The following is a 16,600-nucleotide window of genomic DNA, read 5'->3' as shown; positions in this document are numbered from 1 at the left end:
TGGACAGCCGCCAGTGCGACCTGATAACATACCGTCCCGACGGTACTAATTCTAATTATGGGAGCACGATTTTGGCCGACAAAAAAAATGCTGAGCCTAGTGATGATGCTGTTGCTCCGTCTTCAGCTCGAGCGAAACAAACACGTGAACGCATCCTTCAGGCCGCACGTGATGTGGTCGTCCAAGAGGGGGCGAACCGCTTGACGATCGACGCGGTTGTTGCGCGGGCCTGTCTAAGCAAAGGGGCATTCCTCTATCACTTCAAAACAAAGCGGGACTTGCTCCTTACGCTGATCGACGACCAGGTGCATGCCTTTGACTCCTCACAGGAAGAGCGCGAGCGGAAATTCGCCGGTGACCCGGACCCTTGGCTATCCAGCCAGGTTGCGTCAATGCCCAACAATGAAATGGAAAAATTGGGTGCGGCGTTGTTAGCGGCTGTGGCAGAAGACCCGACATTGCTTGAGCCCATTCGCGCTTGGTACAGGCGGCAATATGCGAGAGCGCGCATTTCCGCGAGAAGTGTTGAAGTGGCTGCACTCGTCCTAGTTGCTCTGGATGGTGCCTTCTTCGCGGAGATGATGGGTTTTCCCACGCTTGAGCTCGAAGAGCGCCATCGTCTACTGCGAACTCTTCAAGGGCTGGCTTCAGGTGAGCTTGAACTCATACCGTCCAAGCAACGCTGACACTAGAGGCTAAGCAATGAATCCACTACGCAGATTTATCCTTGCGGGATCAACGCTATGCGTCGTTGGCCTGATCTCCGGCTGCGCGACTAACGGCATGACTCGCTCCCCGTTTCTCGGCGATCGCGAGATTCTCGTTCCAACGCAGTTTGAAAATGTTTTGCTATACAGGGCGCCCGGATTCAGTTGGGGGTGTTGCACTGAAGTAGTCGTAGATGATGCCTTGGTCGCAACGAACTCGGGTGTCATAACGGGGCTAGACGCGGAACAGCAACGAGAGATCCTAGGCTATACCTCTGCAGAGCTGCGATCGTACTTTGCGGCATCTCTTGCTACTAGTGCATCAGATCGAATCCGAATACGTGTGGCGATCACTGAACTGCAGACACCTAACAGAGCAGTCAATGCGCTTACAACACTACTTGTTGGGCCTGTGACAACGGGTGGTGCAAGCCTGGAGTTTTTGGCAGAGGACGATCGAACAGGTCACCGCGTATTGGCTGCCAGCTGCTTTGAGCATGGCAGTCCAATTGCAGATTTTGCTTCTTCCTACTCATTGTTGGGCCATGCGAAGAATTCAATTCGTGCATGTATCGAACACGTCGGTAGCGTCTGGCGCGATGAGAGCCCTTGACACATGGACAATAAGCTAAATCTCTTCCGCAGTTGCAAAACACCTCGTTCTGGCATGCTGTGCGCGAGAATCCTGACTGTTGCTGCCCTGGGGATTTTGAGTGGCTGCTCTAGCTTTCGCCCCTGGGTCAATGTGGCACAGATAACCGAGGCGCAGCAGGACGACTACAGAACAGGGCCTGTGGTGGTTGCGGTCACGCTGTCGGGAGGCGGAGCACGCGCGGCCGCATTTGGTCTGGGCGTGCTCAAGGAATTAAAGCGCACAGAGTTCACGCTAGACGGACGACCAACGACGCTTCTCGATGAGGTTTCAATCGTCAGCGGCGTCTCGGGAGGAAGTATTCTCGCAGCGCACTACGCTGCCTTTGGTGATCAAACCTTAGAGCGATTTGAACCAGACTTTTTGTTGAAGCCCTTCGAGTCGACCCTGCTCAAACAAGTCTTTTATCCAAATAACTTGTTCAACCTCACCTCTCCTTGGTTCGGACGCACGCACATATTGGCACACCGGTTCGACGAACTATACGAAGGCATGACATTTGGTGATGTCCGCAAGAATCCGAAAGCGCCGAGCTTACTGATCACGGCGACGGACCTAACAACCGGCGCACCTTTCGACTTCACCCCAGAGCAGTTTTCGCTAATCTGTTCGGATCTGAACAGTGTGCCATTGTCCTTTGCTGTGGCGTCGTCATCGGCCGTTCCGATCATCCTGTCCCCGATGACGCTACGCAATTTTTCCGACCGATGCGGTAAAGCGCTTTTCCCACCGGATGGCGAAGCATCCAGTAGCACTGATTTTCGTATTCAGCTGCTGCGGCAAAGCACAGATGGCTACCTAGATGCCAAGGCGCGCCCTTACATTCATTTGGTAGATGGCGGGGTCAGTGACAACCTAGGCATACGATTGATGATCGATAGGCTAATGGCTAATGGCTCAATCTATAACTCTTTTTCTGGTGTGCCTCGACATTCGATTCGTCGCATTGTCTTGGTTGCGGTGAACTCTGCCCGCGATCTGGCAACAAGGGTTGACCTTAGTGATGAAGTGCCGTCGACCGGAGAAGTCCTGGAGACGTTGCTCTATGGCGCTGGCGCGCGCGAGACTCAAATAACGCTTTCCTTGCTGGAAAACGACATCAAGCGAATTGCAGCGGAGCTTGATGAAAATCGAAACCAGGAAGACAGTCCATTCTCTCCCGACGTCGAAATCCATCTCATCACTGTCAGCCTGCGGGACCTTGAAGAACCAGACATACGCACTTCACTGCTTCGTGTGCCAACAGCTTTTACGATCGAAGCGCTTGACGTACGTGCTCTTCAAGATGCGGGCGCTGCCGCTCTACGTTCGTCAACTGCATTCCAGGGGCTGAAGCAATCGTTGGACCATTTGGACAAGCGCTGAGGCATGCACATTGAGATGTTGGCATCTCTGGGTATCCCCTGGGGATAGCTTAAAAAGACGTTGCTTGTACGCGCTTAGCTCTTCTTAAGCAGGTCACGCAATCGTTCGATGTGCTTACGGGCCAGTTCTGGTGGCACAACATTTCGTGGCTCTGCCGGTTGAAGTGACGCCGGAGGGGGGGCTGGCTTGACCTGACCAGCCCAAGCATTGAATTCGCCTCGAATAGCGCGCTGAACAATGCCAAACAGATAACCGGCCGGATTACGGATTGATGTGCCTTTACAGCGTGCGTCCCATTCGTCAAGGACGGCTTGGCGCATGGGCTCTTCGACCTGTTGAAGCGCCACCATCACCCCTCCTTGTTGTTCGGGCTTGAGATCGGAGAAACGTTTTGGCCATTGCAGGCTGTTCAGCGCCCGCGCCCGCGCGGTAGTACGTATTTCATTAATACTTTCCTTACGTACTGTACGGTCCTCCTTCGGATTCCGAAGAGAGGCGTTTTGCGCGGGTTTCGCTCCTGCTTCGGATTCCGTAGCCGGTGCATCGGCATTCCGAAGAAAGCGGTCCGAGCCTTCTTCGGAATCGTGGCTGGTGTCGTCCTGTGAATAACTTTCGGTGAGCCAGCCGCCCTTGGTCATGCGTTGTGTAAGCACCTGCAGGCGCGTTGGCAACTCTCGGCCGCTGAGCATCGGGTCTTCGGCAATATCCTTGAGCGTCTGGACACCAACGGCCTGAACTGCCTTTGCTGAATGGCCCAGCGCCTGGCTGACCAAGCCCAGGTAGTCAGGATCCAGTTGCATGGCTTCGAATGGCGTCAAGGGTTCGTCGTGCAACACGTAGAGGTTCCCTTGTATGCGACCTGTCGAGGCATCGCGTCGCCGGCGGACGAGGCTAAGCCAGCGTGTCAGGCGTAGTAGAGTCAGAGCCCGTGCGACGGTTTCATGCGAGGCTTGCGGGCCACAAGGCATGGACGCCAGCCATGGACGCAGTTGCTCGTAGGTAGGGAATGCGGTGAGCCCATCGTCGTTGAGCAGCAAACGAAATACTTGCCAGGCGTTTCGTTCCAGTGGTGTAAGCCGTCGATCAAGAAACAGCGAACGGGGCACGCTTTCGTGCCGGTTGCCGCTGTACAGGAACCCGTCCGTGGGGGTAGGCGCTGGCGCGGTCTGCTGTTGGGCCGCAAGAGTTTTCAACGCGCCATCGAACAGGTCCGACAGCGGAACAGGGCCACGGCGTTGAGACCCATCTTCCACTGCCATGAGCTAAACCAGTCCCTGGTCGATCCAGGACTTGATGGTGGCCCAGATCACCGACAGAGGTAACGCCATACCTTCGGCAAGATCCATGGCGACCGACAGGAGCGAAACCTCACTGTCGCGGTCTACAGTCTGCCGCGCAGTTAGCTCCTTCCAGCGCCGCCACAGCTCTGTATCTTGTGTCTCGTCCAGTACAGGATGCCGGCCTTTTCGCTTCGGCAGGTTGAGGATCTCGCGGCGCAGGGCGACTTCCTGATGGGTCAGGCCGTAGAAGCGGCTGACCATCTCAGTGCTCGCGCCCAGACGCAGCATACGGTCAACGGTCGCGATTTCCTTCTCTACGTCCAAAGCCTGAGTGAGCAGGCGACGTAGCACCTCGCGATTGATGGAGACGGAGCACCAAGACACGGATGCATTGGCCAAAACGCTGATGAGGGCCGGATGCTTGAGTGCGTCCAAGTCGTCATCGCCAAACCCCATCGCCTTACAACGACGCAACTGCCCATTGCGCAGGTCATGGAGGGCCTGAGCTATGACGGCTTGGTTGAGCGGATGGGGGGGCGACATGGCTAGCCTCCTTTGCTCATGCCGTGATCGTCGCCACCGGACTCAAGATCCAGCAGGCGGCGAGCCAGACGCAGCAGTCGGAACAGCTTGACCAGCGCGGTGTCACTCAACCGCTTGGCGAGGTCACCCTTGCCGTGCAGAAGCTGCGGCAGGGACTGAGGGAGACGATCCAACTCCGCGGCAGACCCTTGCCCGCAAAGGGACGCCAAAAGCATCCAGGCCCCCGAGGCGGCTTCAGTTTCACCGGTTTTTTCCGGCAGGCATCGGAATCCAATGCCGTAGTCGCATGGTGCGATACAGTCGACAAGCGAAGCCTCGTTCGCAATTTCTCGCGCAAACTGAGCAATGTGGACGCGAAGATACTCGGGGGCGTCGAGGCCGGGATCGATGTACCAGACATCTGAAATCGGATAGAGCCCACCCGCCTGGACGGGAATCGCCTGCAGCACGTTTTGCTCGAAGTCTGGCGGAAGCGCATCGCCCAACTGCCCCGCGACGAGGCGCTGTATCGATTGCAAACGTTCAGTCGTTGGTGCGCGGGAGACAATGTGATCTTGTAGAAATGCTCCTGCAGCATTGTTTCCGGTCGAAGTCTCGTCATCGGCTGATTTTTGATCGGAGGCTGCCGTGGTAGGTGGTGTCGAATTTTCGGGCGACCGAACTGAAGGTCGAGGGGATGTATCGGGAGCCGTTTTGGGGATTTCAGACGGATGGTCACTTGAGCCGGAAGGCGAGGTTTTCCTTGTCTCACTTGCTTCGCTAAGCACTCCTGTCTCATGCTGTGGGAAGGTGGACGGCTCGCTGATCAAGGCGCGATGGCGGTTCTCGCTCTCATTGAGATCCAGGCTCAGCGTGTCATAGTTGATGCTCAGGAGCTCCGCCATTTGACCGATGAGCTCGTCTTGCACTCGCTGGGCGGAAAACTCGTCCGGCTGAACGTCAAACTGTGCCAGCACGTCTTGAAAGAAATCCTCAAATCCCAAGGTTAGTTTTCGCTCGGCGGCGTAGCGATCCCAGATGCGCTCACTGGCCTTGCGCATTACTGCAATGCGCTCCACCTGATGGCGGCCCAAGCCGCCGTAAAGAACGTTCGGGATAGCCGGAAGGAGATAGTGAACCGCATCTCGCATGCGACTGATGTGCGATTGCTGGACGGGATATCCGTCAGCTGAAAGCCTCCTTGCTAGCTCCGACTGGCTCAACGTGCTGCCAGCCTCCTGTTCGTAGAACTCTCGCGCCTTTTCGACACCGAGGGCTCGTTCGATGAACGTCAGCCCCCCGCGTAGCTCGTTCTCCGCCAGGTGCCCGGTAAGGGCGACTATTTCGCCACGCTCCGGCCAAGGACGGAATTGGCATGAGATGCGATAGAAGCGCTCTTGCTTGGTCTCGGACCACAGCTCGCGCAGGATCGCCAGCCGGGTGTTGCCGCCGTTGCGGATGACATAGTGCTCTTGGCCAGGTCTGCGGGTGATCGCAGGTGGAGCATCGAGGCCCCGTTCGCGGATGGATGCCTTGATGTCCTCGTAGGCCGGGTTGCGTTTGACGCGGGGGTCATGGTCATACGAGCGCAGTTGGTCTAACGTCACCACCATGGGCGTATCGGCGATCGGGTCGCTCAGTGCGGAGGCGCTTGGGCCGTTGCGTGGAAAGCCCGCAGCGAGCAGTTTTTCAGCCATGTCCTTCTGGGTCATTTCAGCCATGGCTGGCTCCCGGAACAGCGGCCCGTAAGTGGTCTACTGCCTCTCGCTCTGCGCGTCGGATTTGAGCACGTGCATTCAATCCCGCGCGATGGTCGCTTGCAGTTGAGCTGGTGTAGATCGGCGAGCAGCCGGTCTTGGTGAATTTCAAGTGGCCACCGGGTGTGCGTTTGACATGCCAGCCTTCAGCCAGTGCAAACTCAATCAACGCTTTCAGCCTCTTGTGACCGCGGGCCAACTCATGCGCGTTCGCCATTGCCGGCCTCCTTTATCTCAGGAGTCTTGCCGGTGACCAATGCGAAGTGCTCTTGCCAAGTTGGTAGCAGTTCGCTGGCTAGGGCTCGCATGGTTTCCAGTGCAGCGGGTGCGACGCGGCCCAAAGGTTGCCGATACTCGACTCGATGCACCGGCAGGCCCCGCGTTGACGCACGCGGATAGGCCTCGATAGCCGGAACATTGGTATCCAGAACGCGCGCACCAGCGTGTCCCAGGAATACATCGCGCAAGGCCTGTTGGATCAGCCTGGCATTCGATGACACGGGGTGAACACGGTTGATCAGCAGATGCAGCGTAGGCGGCTCGATGCCTAGATGACGATAGGGCGCAATATCCTCAATCAGTTGAAGAGTACCCCGACGCAACTCTCGCGCCGCCAGGATCTCGGGTGTGACGGGCGACAGCGCCATGTTCGATGCAAGAATCGCCATCTCCAGCATGACGCTACGCGCGCCCTGGGTGTCGATAAGCACAAGGTCATACCGAGTGGCAAGCGTTGGTAGCAGATGACGTAGGCGCAATCGGCCATCTGGCGCATGCAGCAACAATGTGTTGAGTTCGCCGCGATCATCGTTGGACAGCACCAAGTCCAGTCCGTCAATCACGGTGCGGGAGATCAACTGCTCTGGACGGCGCTCGTTGAAGGCAAGTAGCTCATAGATGCCTCCGACCGCTCGGTGCGCTAGTTCGAAGTACGATGATAGGGTCGGCTGTACATCAAGATCGATCAGCAGCACGCGCAACCCGGCGTCTGCGACCAATCCACCGAGATTGGCTGCGGTGGTTGTCTTGCCGACCCCGCCTTTGGTTGAAATGATGGAGACAACCTGCATGGCTCTCTCCTCAGGCGTCGTGTGTATGTGGGGACGGGGGCACCCGGTTCTTCAGGCGATCGCTGATCCAGATATCGACTTCGACTGAGTCCCAGCCGACCGCCCGTACGCCAAGGCGCAAGGCTTGCGGAAACTGGCCCTTCTTCATGAGGGCATAGATGTGCGCGCGCTTGAAGCCCGACTTGGCTTCGACCTCATCAAGCCGCAAGATGCGGCGTTCGCCTGGCTGCAGTACCGGTGTCTGCGACATGTTGGTCACTCCTTAACGCTCAGTGGCGTTTGTTGGCGTGACCTCTATTCAATAGACATGGCTGCTGAAGTACATTGCAAATGCAATTTCCGGAGTTGCAGATACAAGCTTGCCTAACTGCCACGAACGCGGTTTCGGTGAGAGGGGCCGCGTTCTACTAGCTGGAGTCGCGGAGCTTTCTGCGCGCCAGAGCGAACTTGCCATTCAGCGTACGCTCGGTGATACCCATAGCTCCGCTGTGATGAGCAATCAGGGCTGAGACGACAGCCTCTTGGGTCCTGAAGCATGAGTAGGCCGCTCCTGCTGGTGATTGACCCAGCATCAGATCGAGCATTCCCCCAACTATGTTGAGGTATGTAGACTCAGCCCGTTCGGTGATGGGACATTGGCTGCAAGCAGGGATGCGAGATGCTTGTTTCAGTAGCCCGTCATGGCTTTCTTGTAGCGCCTGCAACTTACGACGGCAGTGTTCTAACTCGGCCTTCAGTGCTTGACGCTCGATCAGCATCGCCTGACCTGTTTCTAGGGTGATAACGGGGTGCACGATTCGCTCCGCCCGGCTGAACAGGAAGCCCGGACGGTGCTCCGGGTAGTGCATCTGCATCCACCTTTTGAGGTCAACGTGTCTGATTGTCAAATCGCTGGTGCCAAGCAGCGACTCGTCATTGAGTGTGATGCCCTCTCGGCCGTACGGGAGATCGCCGTTGACGATCGCATCATAAATGCGATCGTTGCACAGCATTAACTCTTCCCAGCGCGGGCATTCTAGCCTCGTGGGCAGACATCGCAGCGAAGAAATCGCGGACAAAATAGCTTGCTTGTATCTCAGAAGACCTGCCCATCGGATGGCTGCTTCGATGGGGCGATAGAACACCTTAGACCTTGGCGGATCCTTATGCATGCATCAAGCTCCTTTGGGGAGTGCTACATCACTTACTCCTCTGCTACCGACTGCGCGTCGGTCCGATGATGTTGCTGAGTTAATTTCTTCAGGATCCTGCATCTCGATGCCCGAGTGCAGGGCTGCGTTGTATTCGACGAATGGGCAAGCCAGTCATCAATGAAAAGACGATGCCCTGGAGTCGGCGAACGGTGTGTTTTCACAAGTGGTACGTGTCCGCACATGCCAGCGTTATGGAGGCAGCCTGCTCCGGCAAGACCATTTAGGTCTCCTCTGTCCCCCTGGAGGTCTATGTTGGCCGTCGGTGGCTTGTAAAACTGGTCGCTTAGCACCCGGGGCTCTTGGGTGAGACCGAGCGCGAATGCTGTTAGACCAAATTCGACACAGAGAGAATTTCACGACGATGGTGGTGATCGCCTAACGCGACATGATCACATGTGCTGCTCTAAGGTGTCGGGGCATCTTCGCTACGTCTCCCAGTCTCAAGCTGGGCAAGGTTCCATGGGCAAGTGACGTGCTCCACGATGCAGATTCTTCGCTAGGCTACAGATGTCGCGGGCATGTTGTTGCCCGCTGCTTTGCAACACGGTCACAGGCTTAGCGGTTGTCCGTGTTCACGCGGTGCACCTGCTGTCTCTATCCTAGAGCAGAAGCCAGAAAGAGTATCTGTTGCCCTGACCAAGAACTACAGCCGGAGCATGGCCCAAAGTCTTGGTGGTGACTTCGAGGATCGTTCCTTTGCGTAGCACGAGGGGCGATCCGTAAAGCTCAGAGGTCGGGCTCCGGAGACGAGCATCCTCGGTTGACTTCTTTTTGCTCGCGACAACTGGCACCTGATGAGCAGCATCTGGGCATTAAGAAGCTGCCGATGCGACGCGACGTCGTGGGCCAAGGGCCAGGTGAGATTGCATGTGCTAGATGCTCATCGGAACGGCGGCGAGCTTGAAGGGTGACCTGCATGGCGAAGGCACCATCGGTCGGCGTACGGAAGGGCGATCGTTCTCACGTTCTGTGCCACTTCGTTGGCCGTCACTGGCGGTTGATGGAAATTTTTGGAGCGACTTCGTTGACGGTGCGCGAAAACGAGGCTAGAATCGTGGCTTCACTGATTTGCACAGTGAAATGAAAGCGAAGGAAATCAAAGACTTATAAGCTTAGTGCTTGTCTCGTTTCCCGCTCCAGATATAGCCTTGCAGAATTCTACGGAAGTCTGCGAGGTACAAAAAAAGACGCTTCGGCGTCTTTTTTCGTTTCCGCCAGGATGCCAAGCATGGGAGCAACAGCCTTGAATGGCTATTCAAGCGGCTCCGGTGGGAGCGGGCTTGCCCCGCGATCAACATTGAGCACCTCTTTGTGTACAGCAGGGCCGGCTGCGGCGGAATCTTGCTCAGGGGGCACGTGCGCAAAGGTGATCTGACTGTAAGCGAACTCGCTGTTACCGCGTTTGATGCCGGCTTCCGAGGTTTGCACTTCCACACGGTCATCGTCGTGAACCACCAGTATGTGCCGGGCGTCCAGCACTTCTACACCTTCGGGTTTATTGCTGAACATCAGCGCTTTGCCATCTGCACGGTGCACCAGCCGCGGCTCACCCGGTTTGCCTTCAGTGAACGGCAGCACCCACAGAAATCCACCGATTTCGTCGACCTTGTTCCCCTTATCATCGACTGACGTCTGCTCAAAACTGGTCACCGCGTAGAGCCGGTCCTGGTTGTAACGGTCATATTCGATGCCCGACAGCCCGAGCGCATGCCCTGACGCGCTCAGTTCGAGTCGTTTGATGTTCTTGAAGCTGTCTACAAGTCTCAGCTCGCCGTCGTTGAGCTTCACATGCGCTGAGATGAGCAGAAAGCTGAATGCTGAATCAGCACTGCTGTTGCCGTGCTTGCGAACACCCAGAATCAACTGCTCATCCGCACGGCTGGCCATGCCTGGCTCGCTCGGCGCCATGCTGATACCTTCGATTTGAAAGTAGGGCGAACCAACGGCTTCACCAATCTGCTTGCGCAGGGTCATTGAACTGCTGACTCCGCCGCGTGAAGACAGCGACAGTACTTTGGCTGACTGGGGATCATTTACCGGCCAGTAAACGAGGGTGTTGAGCACGTCGGCGCGAGGGTTTTGCTCAGTACCGGCTTTGTTGAACGCGGTGCTGGCGATGACGTATCGACCATCGAGTGTTGTTGTAAGTGCTTCGAATTTGTCTGCCTCTTTGAGTGCCTTGCCGGGCAAATAGCTTGGCAGTCCACTGAGTTGCCCCTCTGCGAAAGCGAGCGTGAATACAGCAGCGCCTTCGCGGTCTGGTACCGGCTTATCATTGGCAAGTATCAGACTTCCTCCTGTTCGCACCACTGCGGATACTTCGCAGTTGACGGCTGGAGGAGCCGAAAAGCAGTGGGCCGTTTTATGTTCGATGGATTCGATACGCTCGGGTAATTCAGCTGCCGATGCGCTTTGAGCGAGCAGGTGCAGTCCTGTAACAGCAGCGCAGAGAGTGAGTGTTTTCACTGGCACGATCCTTGTGTTTCTCAGAGGTAAATACGGCGTCTCAGTGAGCGTAATTGAAGCGATACACGGCGGTAACTGGCATTTTTGTCAGTAGCTGCATGTGGCTATTGTGTGGATGCTTATGCAGCGGCTGAGCGTGAACTCACGGTTGTCAGACGTCAGGCTCTATAAACCGATGTTCCCGGCGCCTGGTTATTGTTCGAGCGTGTGAAAAAGCGCATGGAAGCCCGGTGTAGCTGTTCGCCGAGCCACATGACCTGCGCAGCTTTTTCGTAAAGCTCCTGGGTTGAGATGCACACGTGAGGGCGCAGGATGCTCAAGCTGCTGCGCGACTGTTGGTCATGCAAAGGTTGAACCCAACCGTGGCGCAGGCCGCATTCTTGTGCCGCAGCCCAACTCTCGGGTGAGTTGTGAAAGGTATTAGCGGTCCACAGCAGTGGCAGGCGGGAAGTCCGGCAATGGGCGTCGATGGGCTCATGCGGGGAGTGACCGTGGCGTTCGCAATGGGCGAGCCAACGGGCGGGGTAGTTGGTGGTGCTGTCTTGTTGGCAGGGGTGAATGAAGGTATAGGCGTAGAAGCAAAACCCCAAGTCTTTAATCAGCAACGGCAGGTAATCAAGTAAATCGGGCAATTCGATCAGACGCTGGCGTTGCAGTGCAGTCCAATTTTTCATAGTACGTCCCTGTATGACGAGTTAGCGTTTGCTGTGAGTTTCCGGGCTCGCCGGTTCTCAGCTTAGCGGCTCTTCGGTTCTGTGCTGCAAAAATCATGATCATCTGTCGTAGGGCGCGCGTTGTTCACAGGCGTGAGTCCGGCGGCTTGATGGCATTAACGATGCACATTGTCGCCGCCTTGAACGACCCCATTTACACTCACGGATACCTCACCATCTGACTCTGACCCCGAGGTTGCCGATTACCCCGTTCAGGTCATTGTCATCAATATCACTGCTGTAGTCGGCGCTGACAAACAACGCCACTTTCGGGGTGACCCGTGCCACCAGTCCCAAGCCCAGTTCCACCGTGGTCGAGTTACGCCCGCTGCTGATCTTGTCGACCTTGTCGAGGCTGACGTTGTCGGCATTGGAGAAGTCGTGCCACAGGTTGGTGCGGACGAAGGGTTCGATGGGCATGCCGCGCACGTTGTAGCGTGCAGACAATTTGGCACCGACCCGGCCGGTCCAGTTGGGTTGTTGCTCGAAGGCTTGGCGGGTATCGGTTTGGGTCTGGCTGCCGGGGAAGTACTGTTGGTTGATCAACTGCGCTTGCGGCTCGAGGGTCCAGTTGTTGCCCAGGCTAATCGGGTAACCGCCCTCAACCGACAAGGTCAGCGCGTGACCATCACCATCCAGACGTTGACCGTTTTCGCTACGGCCGTTCACGTCGAAACGGGTACCCATGGCGACGGCATCCACATGCCAGCCCTGATCATGGGTCATGCTCCAGTACATACCCAGGCTCTCACCTTCCAGACTGACGTTGGATTTTTTGTCGCCGACCTGGGGTTTGCGCATGCCATCGAAGCCACTTTGCAGGTTGCTGTGACCCACAAAGAAACCGACGCGGTGAATATTGCCGTTGCTGCTTTCGCGTATGAACAGGTCCGGGCTGATCTGTAGGCTCTGATTGTTCATTTCCAGCCGCGCAGGGGCAGGCGCGCCGTTTCTCATCGGCGTTGCAGGGAAGAACGGTGCCCACTGGCTGGCGATGCTGTCATTGGCGAGGGGCGCGTTGCGCTCGGCCAGGCGTTCAGACAAGGCACTCAGGGCATTCAGGCCCAGGCCGCTGGCGCTGACCGGGGTCAGCGATAACGCGGGTAGGGCGTGTGCCTGTGCTTGTACAAGGGTGCTGAACGGGTCGTTGTCTTCCAGGCCCGACGCGAAGGTTTCCAACGGGGTTGCCAGTAGCAGCGACGTGGAAACCGCGTAGAAAACATACTCAAAGCCAGTAGGATTCAGAGCTTTTTTCATGGCGGATCTCCTCTGATGTAACAGCCAAGGATTCTGGCCTGATGTCACGGGCTGTAAAACAAAACCAGAGGGCGACCCAAACCAGCAAAACCAGTCTCTTTCGCGCGCTGAAAGCCGCGAGCTAGAGGCCCGGAATCGAGTTACGCAATGCTGCATTACATGTAGCTAAGGAGAGGAGCGGGCGGGCGTCAAGAAGGCGTGAAATAACCGTTGTCAAGCTATTGGATGGGGCAATTTGCTGAAATTAAACAATTATTTACTTTGTATAGTCGTGCTGGCGATTTCAGCCAGCACGGCTATGCCGAATCATTGCTAGAGCTGCACTTCCACTGCCAGAGGCAGATGATCGGACAGGTGACTCCAGGGTTTATTGCTCAGTATTCGCGGCGCATGGCTACCGGCATTGCGCAGGTAGATGCGGTCCAGGCGCAACAACGGCAAGCGTGCCGGATAGGTTCGGGCGAGCAGGCCGTGATGGCGTTCGAACGCTTCATGCAGCCCCCGATGCAGGCCCAAGGTTCGGTTGCCCTGCAGCTTCCAGTCGTTGAAGTCTCCGGCAATGATCACCGGTGCCTCGGCGGGTAAGGCGTCAAGCAGACGGCGCAGCAGTTGCAATTGCTTTTGCCGATGGCTTTCCAGTAATGACAGGTGTACGCACACGGCGTGGACGTGCGGTTGACCGGGGACATCCAGCACGCAATGCAGCAGGCCACGACGTTCCGGACCGTTGATCGAGACGTCCAGATTACGGTGCTCGATAATCGGGTATTTGGACAGCAGCGCGTTGCCATGGTGGCCGTCGGGATAGACCGCATTGCGTCCATAGGCAAAATCGGTCCACATGCTGTCGGCGAGAAATTCGTACTGGGAGGTTTTCGGCCAACCGCTGTAGCGCGCCGCATGACGGTCGTGGCTGCCCAGTACTTCCTGAAGAAAGACGATATCGGCCTGGGTGCTACGCACCGCCTCACGCAATTCCGGCAAGATGAAGCGCCGGTTGAAAGCCGTGAAGCCTTTGTGGGTGTTGACGGTGAGCACTTGCAGGCGTCGCACCGGCGATGCTGCCTGTGTGGTTGAAAGGAGAGTAGGATCGGGTTTGACGTTCACGATTGCTCCTGATCAACAAGCCTACTGCATGGGACCGGCTCTGGGGATCACAGTTCCACTGTTCAACTGTCGTCTTCTGGCTGCAGTTCCAGCAGCACCAGCGAGCGCCCTGCAACCTGCAGCGGGCTTGCAAACTCATGGCGTTCACCCTTGCGCAACTGGGGCCGGTCCGTATCGATCAGGCAGTTCCAGTGCTCACCTTGGGGCACCTGTGGCAGGCTGAAGGTGACGCTGTCGTGGTGCGCATTGACGATCAATAGCAAGGTGGAATCTGCGCCCGGGCGCTGGATACCGCTGACCTGAGCCCGACCATCCATGAGCATGCCCAGGCAGCGGCCTTGCTTGTCCTGCCATTGCTCAACACTCATTTCATTGGCGTGCGGGTCGAGCCAGGTGACATCCTTGACGCCGATAGCCTCATTGTAATCGCCTACCAGAAAGCGTGAGCGTCGCAGCACTGGATAGGCCAGGCGCAGTTTGGTCAGGCGTTTGACGAATTTGAGCAGGGCGGCGCCTTCGTCATCCAGGGCCCAGTTGACCCAACCGATTTCACTGTCCTGGCAGTAAGCATTGTTGTTGCCGTGCTGGGTACGGCTGAACTCGTCGCCAGCGACGATCATTGGTGTGCCCTGGGCCAGGAGCAAGGTGGCGAAAAAGTTGCGCATCTGGCGCAGGCGTAGGGCGTTGATGTCGGCATCATCGGTGGGGCCTTCGACACCGTGGTTCCACGACAGGTTGTTGTTGCTGCCGTCTTCATTGTTCTCGTCGTTGTCCTCGTTGTGTTTGTCGTTGTACGAGACCAGGTCACGCAAGGTGAAACCATCGTGCGCGGTAACGAAGTTGACCGAAGCATAGGGCCGGCGGCCACGGCGATTGAACAGCTCACCGGAGGCGGTCATACGCGCGGCAAAGTCCGCCAACTGGCCTTCATCGCCTTTCCAGAAGGCGCGAACAGTGTCGCGAAAACGGTCGTTCCACTCGGCCCAGCCGGGGGCGAAGTTGCCGACCTGATAGCCACCGGGGCCGCAATCCCAGGGTTCAGCAATCAGCTTGACCTGGCTGAGCAACGGGTCCTGACGGCAGGCGACGAGGAAGCTGTGGCGTTCGTCGAAACCTTCGTGATAGCGGCCAAGAATGGTCGCCAGGTCGAAGCGAAAGCCATCGACATGCATCTCCCCGGCCCAGTAGCGCAACGAGTCGGTGACCAATTGCAAGACGCAAGGGTGGCTCAGGTCCAGGGTGTTGCCAGTGCCCGAATCGTTGATGTAGAGGCGTTTGTCCTCGGGCATCAGCCGATAGTAAGAGGCGTTGTCGATACCGCGCATCGACAGGGTCGGGCCCAGCTCGTTGCCCTCGGCGGTGTGGTTGTAGACCACATCGAGAATCACCTCCAGGCCGGCGTCGTGCAGGTGCGCGACCATCTCCTTGAATTCGGCGATCTTGCCGTTGGCCAAGTAGCGTGGGTGCGGGGCGAAAAAGGCGATGCTGTTGTAGCCCCAGTAGTTGTTCAAGCCCTTTTGCAGCAAGTGCTGATCATTGACGAAGGCGTGAATCGGCAGCAGTTCGATGGAAGACACACCCAGCTGCTTTATATGGTTGAGCAGTTCATCGCACATCAGCCCGGCAAAAGTGCCGCGATTCGCTTCCGGTACCGCTGGATGACGCATGCTGATGCCACGCACATGGGCTTCGTAGAGGATGGTGCGGTCCCAGGGGACTCCGACGCGCTGGTCGCGCCCCCAGGTGTAGGCGGGGTCGATGACCTTGCATTTGGGCACGAACGGCGCGCTGTCGCGCTCATCGAAACTGAGGTCGCCATCGGCGTGGCCAATGGTGTAGCCAAACAGCGCCTCGGACCATTTCAGGCTGCCCACCAGTTGCTTGGCGTAAGGGTCGATCAGCAACTTGTTGGGGTTGAAGCGGTGACCTTGTTGTGGCGCGTAGGGGCCGTGTACCCGGTAACCATAAATCTGCCCGGGGTGAGCGTCCGGCAGGTAGCCATGGAAGATTTCATCGGTGTATTCCGGCAGTTCAATGCGTTCAAGCTCAACCTCGCCGCTGGCATCGAACAGGCACAGCTCTACCCGGGTGGCGTGGGCCGAGAACAGGGCAAAGTTAACCCCCAGGCCATCCCAGGTGGCCCCCAGGGGAAATGGCAGGCCTTCACGCAGGCGTGAAGGTTCGGCGGCGGGCATCGGCTTTTTCATAGTGCTCCTTCAGTCGCCTGGCAAGCCCCGGTAGGAGCGGGCTTGCCCCGCGAAAACAATCAAGCAACAGGTGGCTTCTTGCTCACACGCGGCTTCTTCACCGCCGCCGGCTTACTCGGCACCGTCTCTGCAGCCGGCTTGGCCTTGGCCTTGCGCGGCGCAACCTTCGGCGCCAGTGATTCCGCTTCGGCCAGCTTGCGGGCCATTTCCCAGTGGCGCGACTCCTGGCCTTCGGGTTTACCTTCGGACTCCCAGATCTGGTAGGCAAATTCACGTACACGTTTTTCTTCAATACTCATCTCGA

The 16,600-nt window shown here is 57.3% G+C and carries 16 protein-coding genes; 3 read left to right on the top strand and 13 right to left on the bottom strand.

What is annotated here, in order from left to right; all coding sequences use genetic code 11:
- Window positions 1-71 precede the first annotated feature (71 nt).
- From ACVWSC_RS16690 to ACVWSC_RS16680, 3 genes are read left to right on the top strand one after another with little or no spacing between them, the layout of a single operon-like run.
- Window positions 72-686, top strand: a complete 615-nt coding sequence (locus ACVWSC_RS16690) for a TetR/AcrR family transcriptional regulator (protein ID WP_079280447.1) — start codon at window positions 72-74, stop codon at window positions 684-686.
- A gap of 16 nt (window positions 687-702) precedes the next feature.
- Window positions 703-1,320 (top strand): DUF3313 family protein, encoded by a 618-nt coding sequence (locus ACVWSC_RS16685; protein ID WP_023098641.1) that lies wholly within the window; start codon window positions 703-705, stop codon window positions 1,318-1,320.
- Window positions 1,321-1,323: 3 nt separating this feature from the next.
- Entirely contained in the window at window positions 1,324-2,724 is a 1,401-nt protein-coding gene (locus ACVWSC_RS16680; protein WP_023098642.1) for a patatin-like phospholipase family protein, read from the top strand.
- A 74-nt stretch (window positions 2,725-2,798) separates the two neighbouring features.
- Here the strand turns inward: ACVWSC_RS16680 and ACVWSC_RS16675 are convergent, their stop codons facing one another.
- From ACVWSC_RS16675 to ACVWSC_RS16615, 13 genes are all read right to left on the bottom strand, one after another.
- Window positions 2,799-3,983: an STY4528 family pathogenicity island replication protein gene (locus ACVWSC_RS16675; RefSeq protein WP_023098643.1), complete on the bottom strand. Its 1,185-nt coding sequence runs from the start codon at window positions 3,981-3,983 to the stop codon at window positions 2,799-2,801.
- 3 nt (window positions 3,984-3,986) lie between these two features.
- Window positions 3,987-4,547, bottom strand: coding sequence for a DUF2857 domain-containing protein (locus ACVWSC_RS16670; protein ID WP_023098644.1), 561 nt, complete (start codon window positions 4,545-4,547; stop codon window positions 3,987-3,989).
- Between the two features lie 2 nt (window positions 4,548-4,549).
- Window positions 4,550-6,247, bottom strand: a complete 1,698-nt coding sequence (locus tag ACVWSC_RS16665) for a ParB family protein (RefSeq protein WP_023098645.1) — start codon at window positions 6,245-6,247, stop codon at window positions 4,550-4,552.
- The gene (locus ACVWSC_RS16660) at window positions 6,240-6,500 is read right to left on the bottom strand and encodes a hypothetical protein (RefSeq protein WP_074198446.1); all 261 of its coding nucleotides are present in this window, start codon (window positions 6,498-6,500) and stop codon (window positions 6,240-6,242) included. Before ACVWSC_RS16660 ends, ACVWSC_RS16665 begins: the two co-directional genes overlap by 8 nt.
- A complete protein-coding gene (locus ACVWSC_RS16655) occupies window positions 6,484-7,353 on the bottom strand; it encodes a ParA family protein (RefSeq protein WP_023098646.1) in 870 nt (289 codons plus the stop codon). Before ACVWSC_RS16655 ends, ACVWSC_RS16660 begins: the two co-directional genes overlap by 17 nt.
- A gap of 10 nt (window positions 7,354-7,363) precedes the next feature.
- Window positions 7,364-7,603, bottom strand: a complete 240-nt coding sequence (locus ACVWSC_RS16650) for an AlpA family transcriptional regulator (protein WP_023098647.1) — start codon at window positions 7,601-7,603, stop codon at window positions 7,364-7,366.
- A gap of 157 nt (window positions 7,604-7,760) precedes the next feature.
- Complete coding sequence (locus ACVWSC_RS16645; RefSeq protein WP_023098648.1) at window positions 7,761-8,504, bottom strand: hypothetical protein; 744 nt, start codon at window positions 8,502-8,504, stop codon at window positions 7,761-7,763.
- A 1,293-nt stretch (window positions 8,505-9,797) separates the two neighbouring features.
- Window positions 9,798-11,012: a hypothetical protein gene (locus tag ACVWSC_RS16640; protein ID WP_442107939.1), complete on the bottom strand. Its 1,215-nt coding sequence runs from the start codon at window positions 11,010-11,012 to the stop codon at window positions 9,798-9,800.
- 158 nt (window positions 11,013-11,170) lie between these two features.
- Entirely contained in the window at window positions 11,171-11,686 is a 516-nt protein-coding gene (locus tag ACVWSC_RS16635) for an autoinducer binding domain-containing protein (protein ID WP_442107937.1), read from the bottom strand.
- Between the two features lie 210 nt (window positions 11,687-11,896).
- The gene (locus ACVWSC_RS16630) at window positions 11,897-12,982 is read right to left on the bottom strand and encodes an autotransporter outer membrane beta-barrel domain-containing protein (RefSeq protein WP_442107935.1); all 1,086 of its coding nucleotides are present in this window, start codon (window positions 12,980-12,982) and stop codon (window positions 11,897-11,899) included.
- 312 nt (window positions 12,983-13,294) lie between these two features.
- Window positions 13,295-14,089 carry an endonuclease/exonuclease/phosphatase family protein gene (locus ACVWSC_RS16625; RefSeq protein WP_442107933.1) on the bottom strand — a complete coding sequence of 265 codons (795 nt, stop codon included), beginning with the start codon at window positions 14,087-14,089 and terminating at the stop codon, window positions 13,295-13,297.
- Window positions 14,090-14,151: 62 nt separating this feature from the next.
- Window positions 14,152-16,296 carry a glycogen debranching protein GlgX gene (gene glgX / locus ACVWSC_RS16620; protein WP_442107931.1) on the bottom strand — a complete coding sequence of 715 codons (2,145 nt, stop codon included), beginning with the start codon at window positions 16,294-16,296 and terminating at the stop codon, window positions 14,152-14,154.
- 59 nt (window positions 16,297-16,355) lie between these two features.
- Complete coding sequence (locus ACVWSC_RS16615) at window positions 16,356-16,595, bottom strand: DUF2934 domain-containing protein (protein WP_442107929.1); 240 nt, start codon at window positions 16,593-16,595, stop codon at window positions 16,356-16,358.
- Window positions 16,596-16,600 lie beyond the last annotated feature (5 nt).

This window comes from Pseudomonas sp. NUPR-002 (assembly GCF_056322725.1).
The sequence above is the reverse complement of the archived record's forward strand: the minus strand, read 5'-3'. Positions and strand labels throughout refer to the sequence as shown.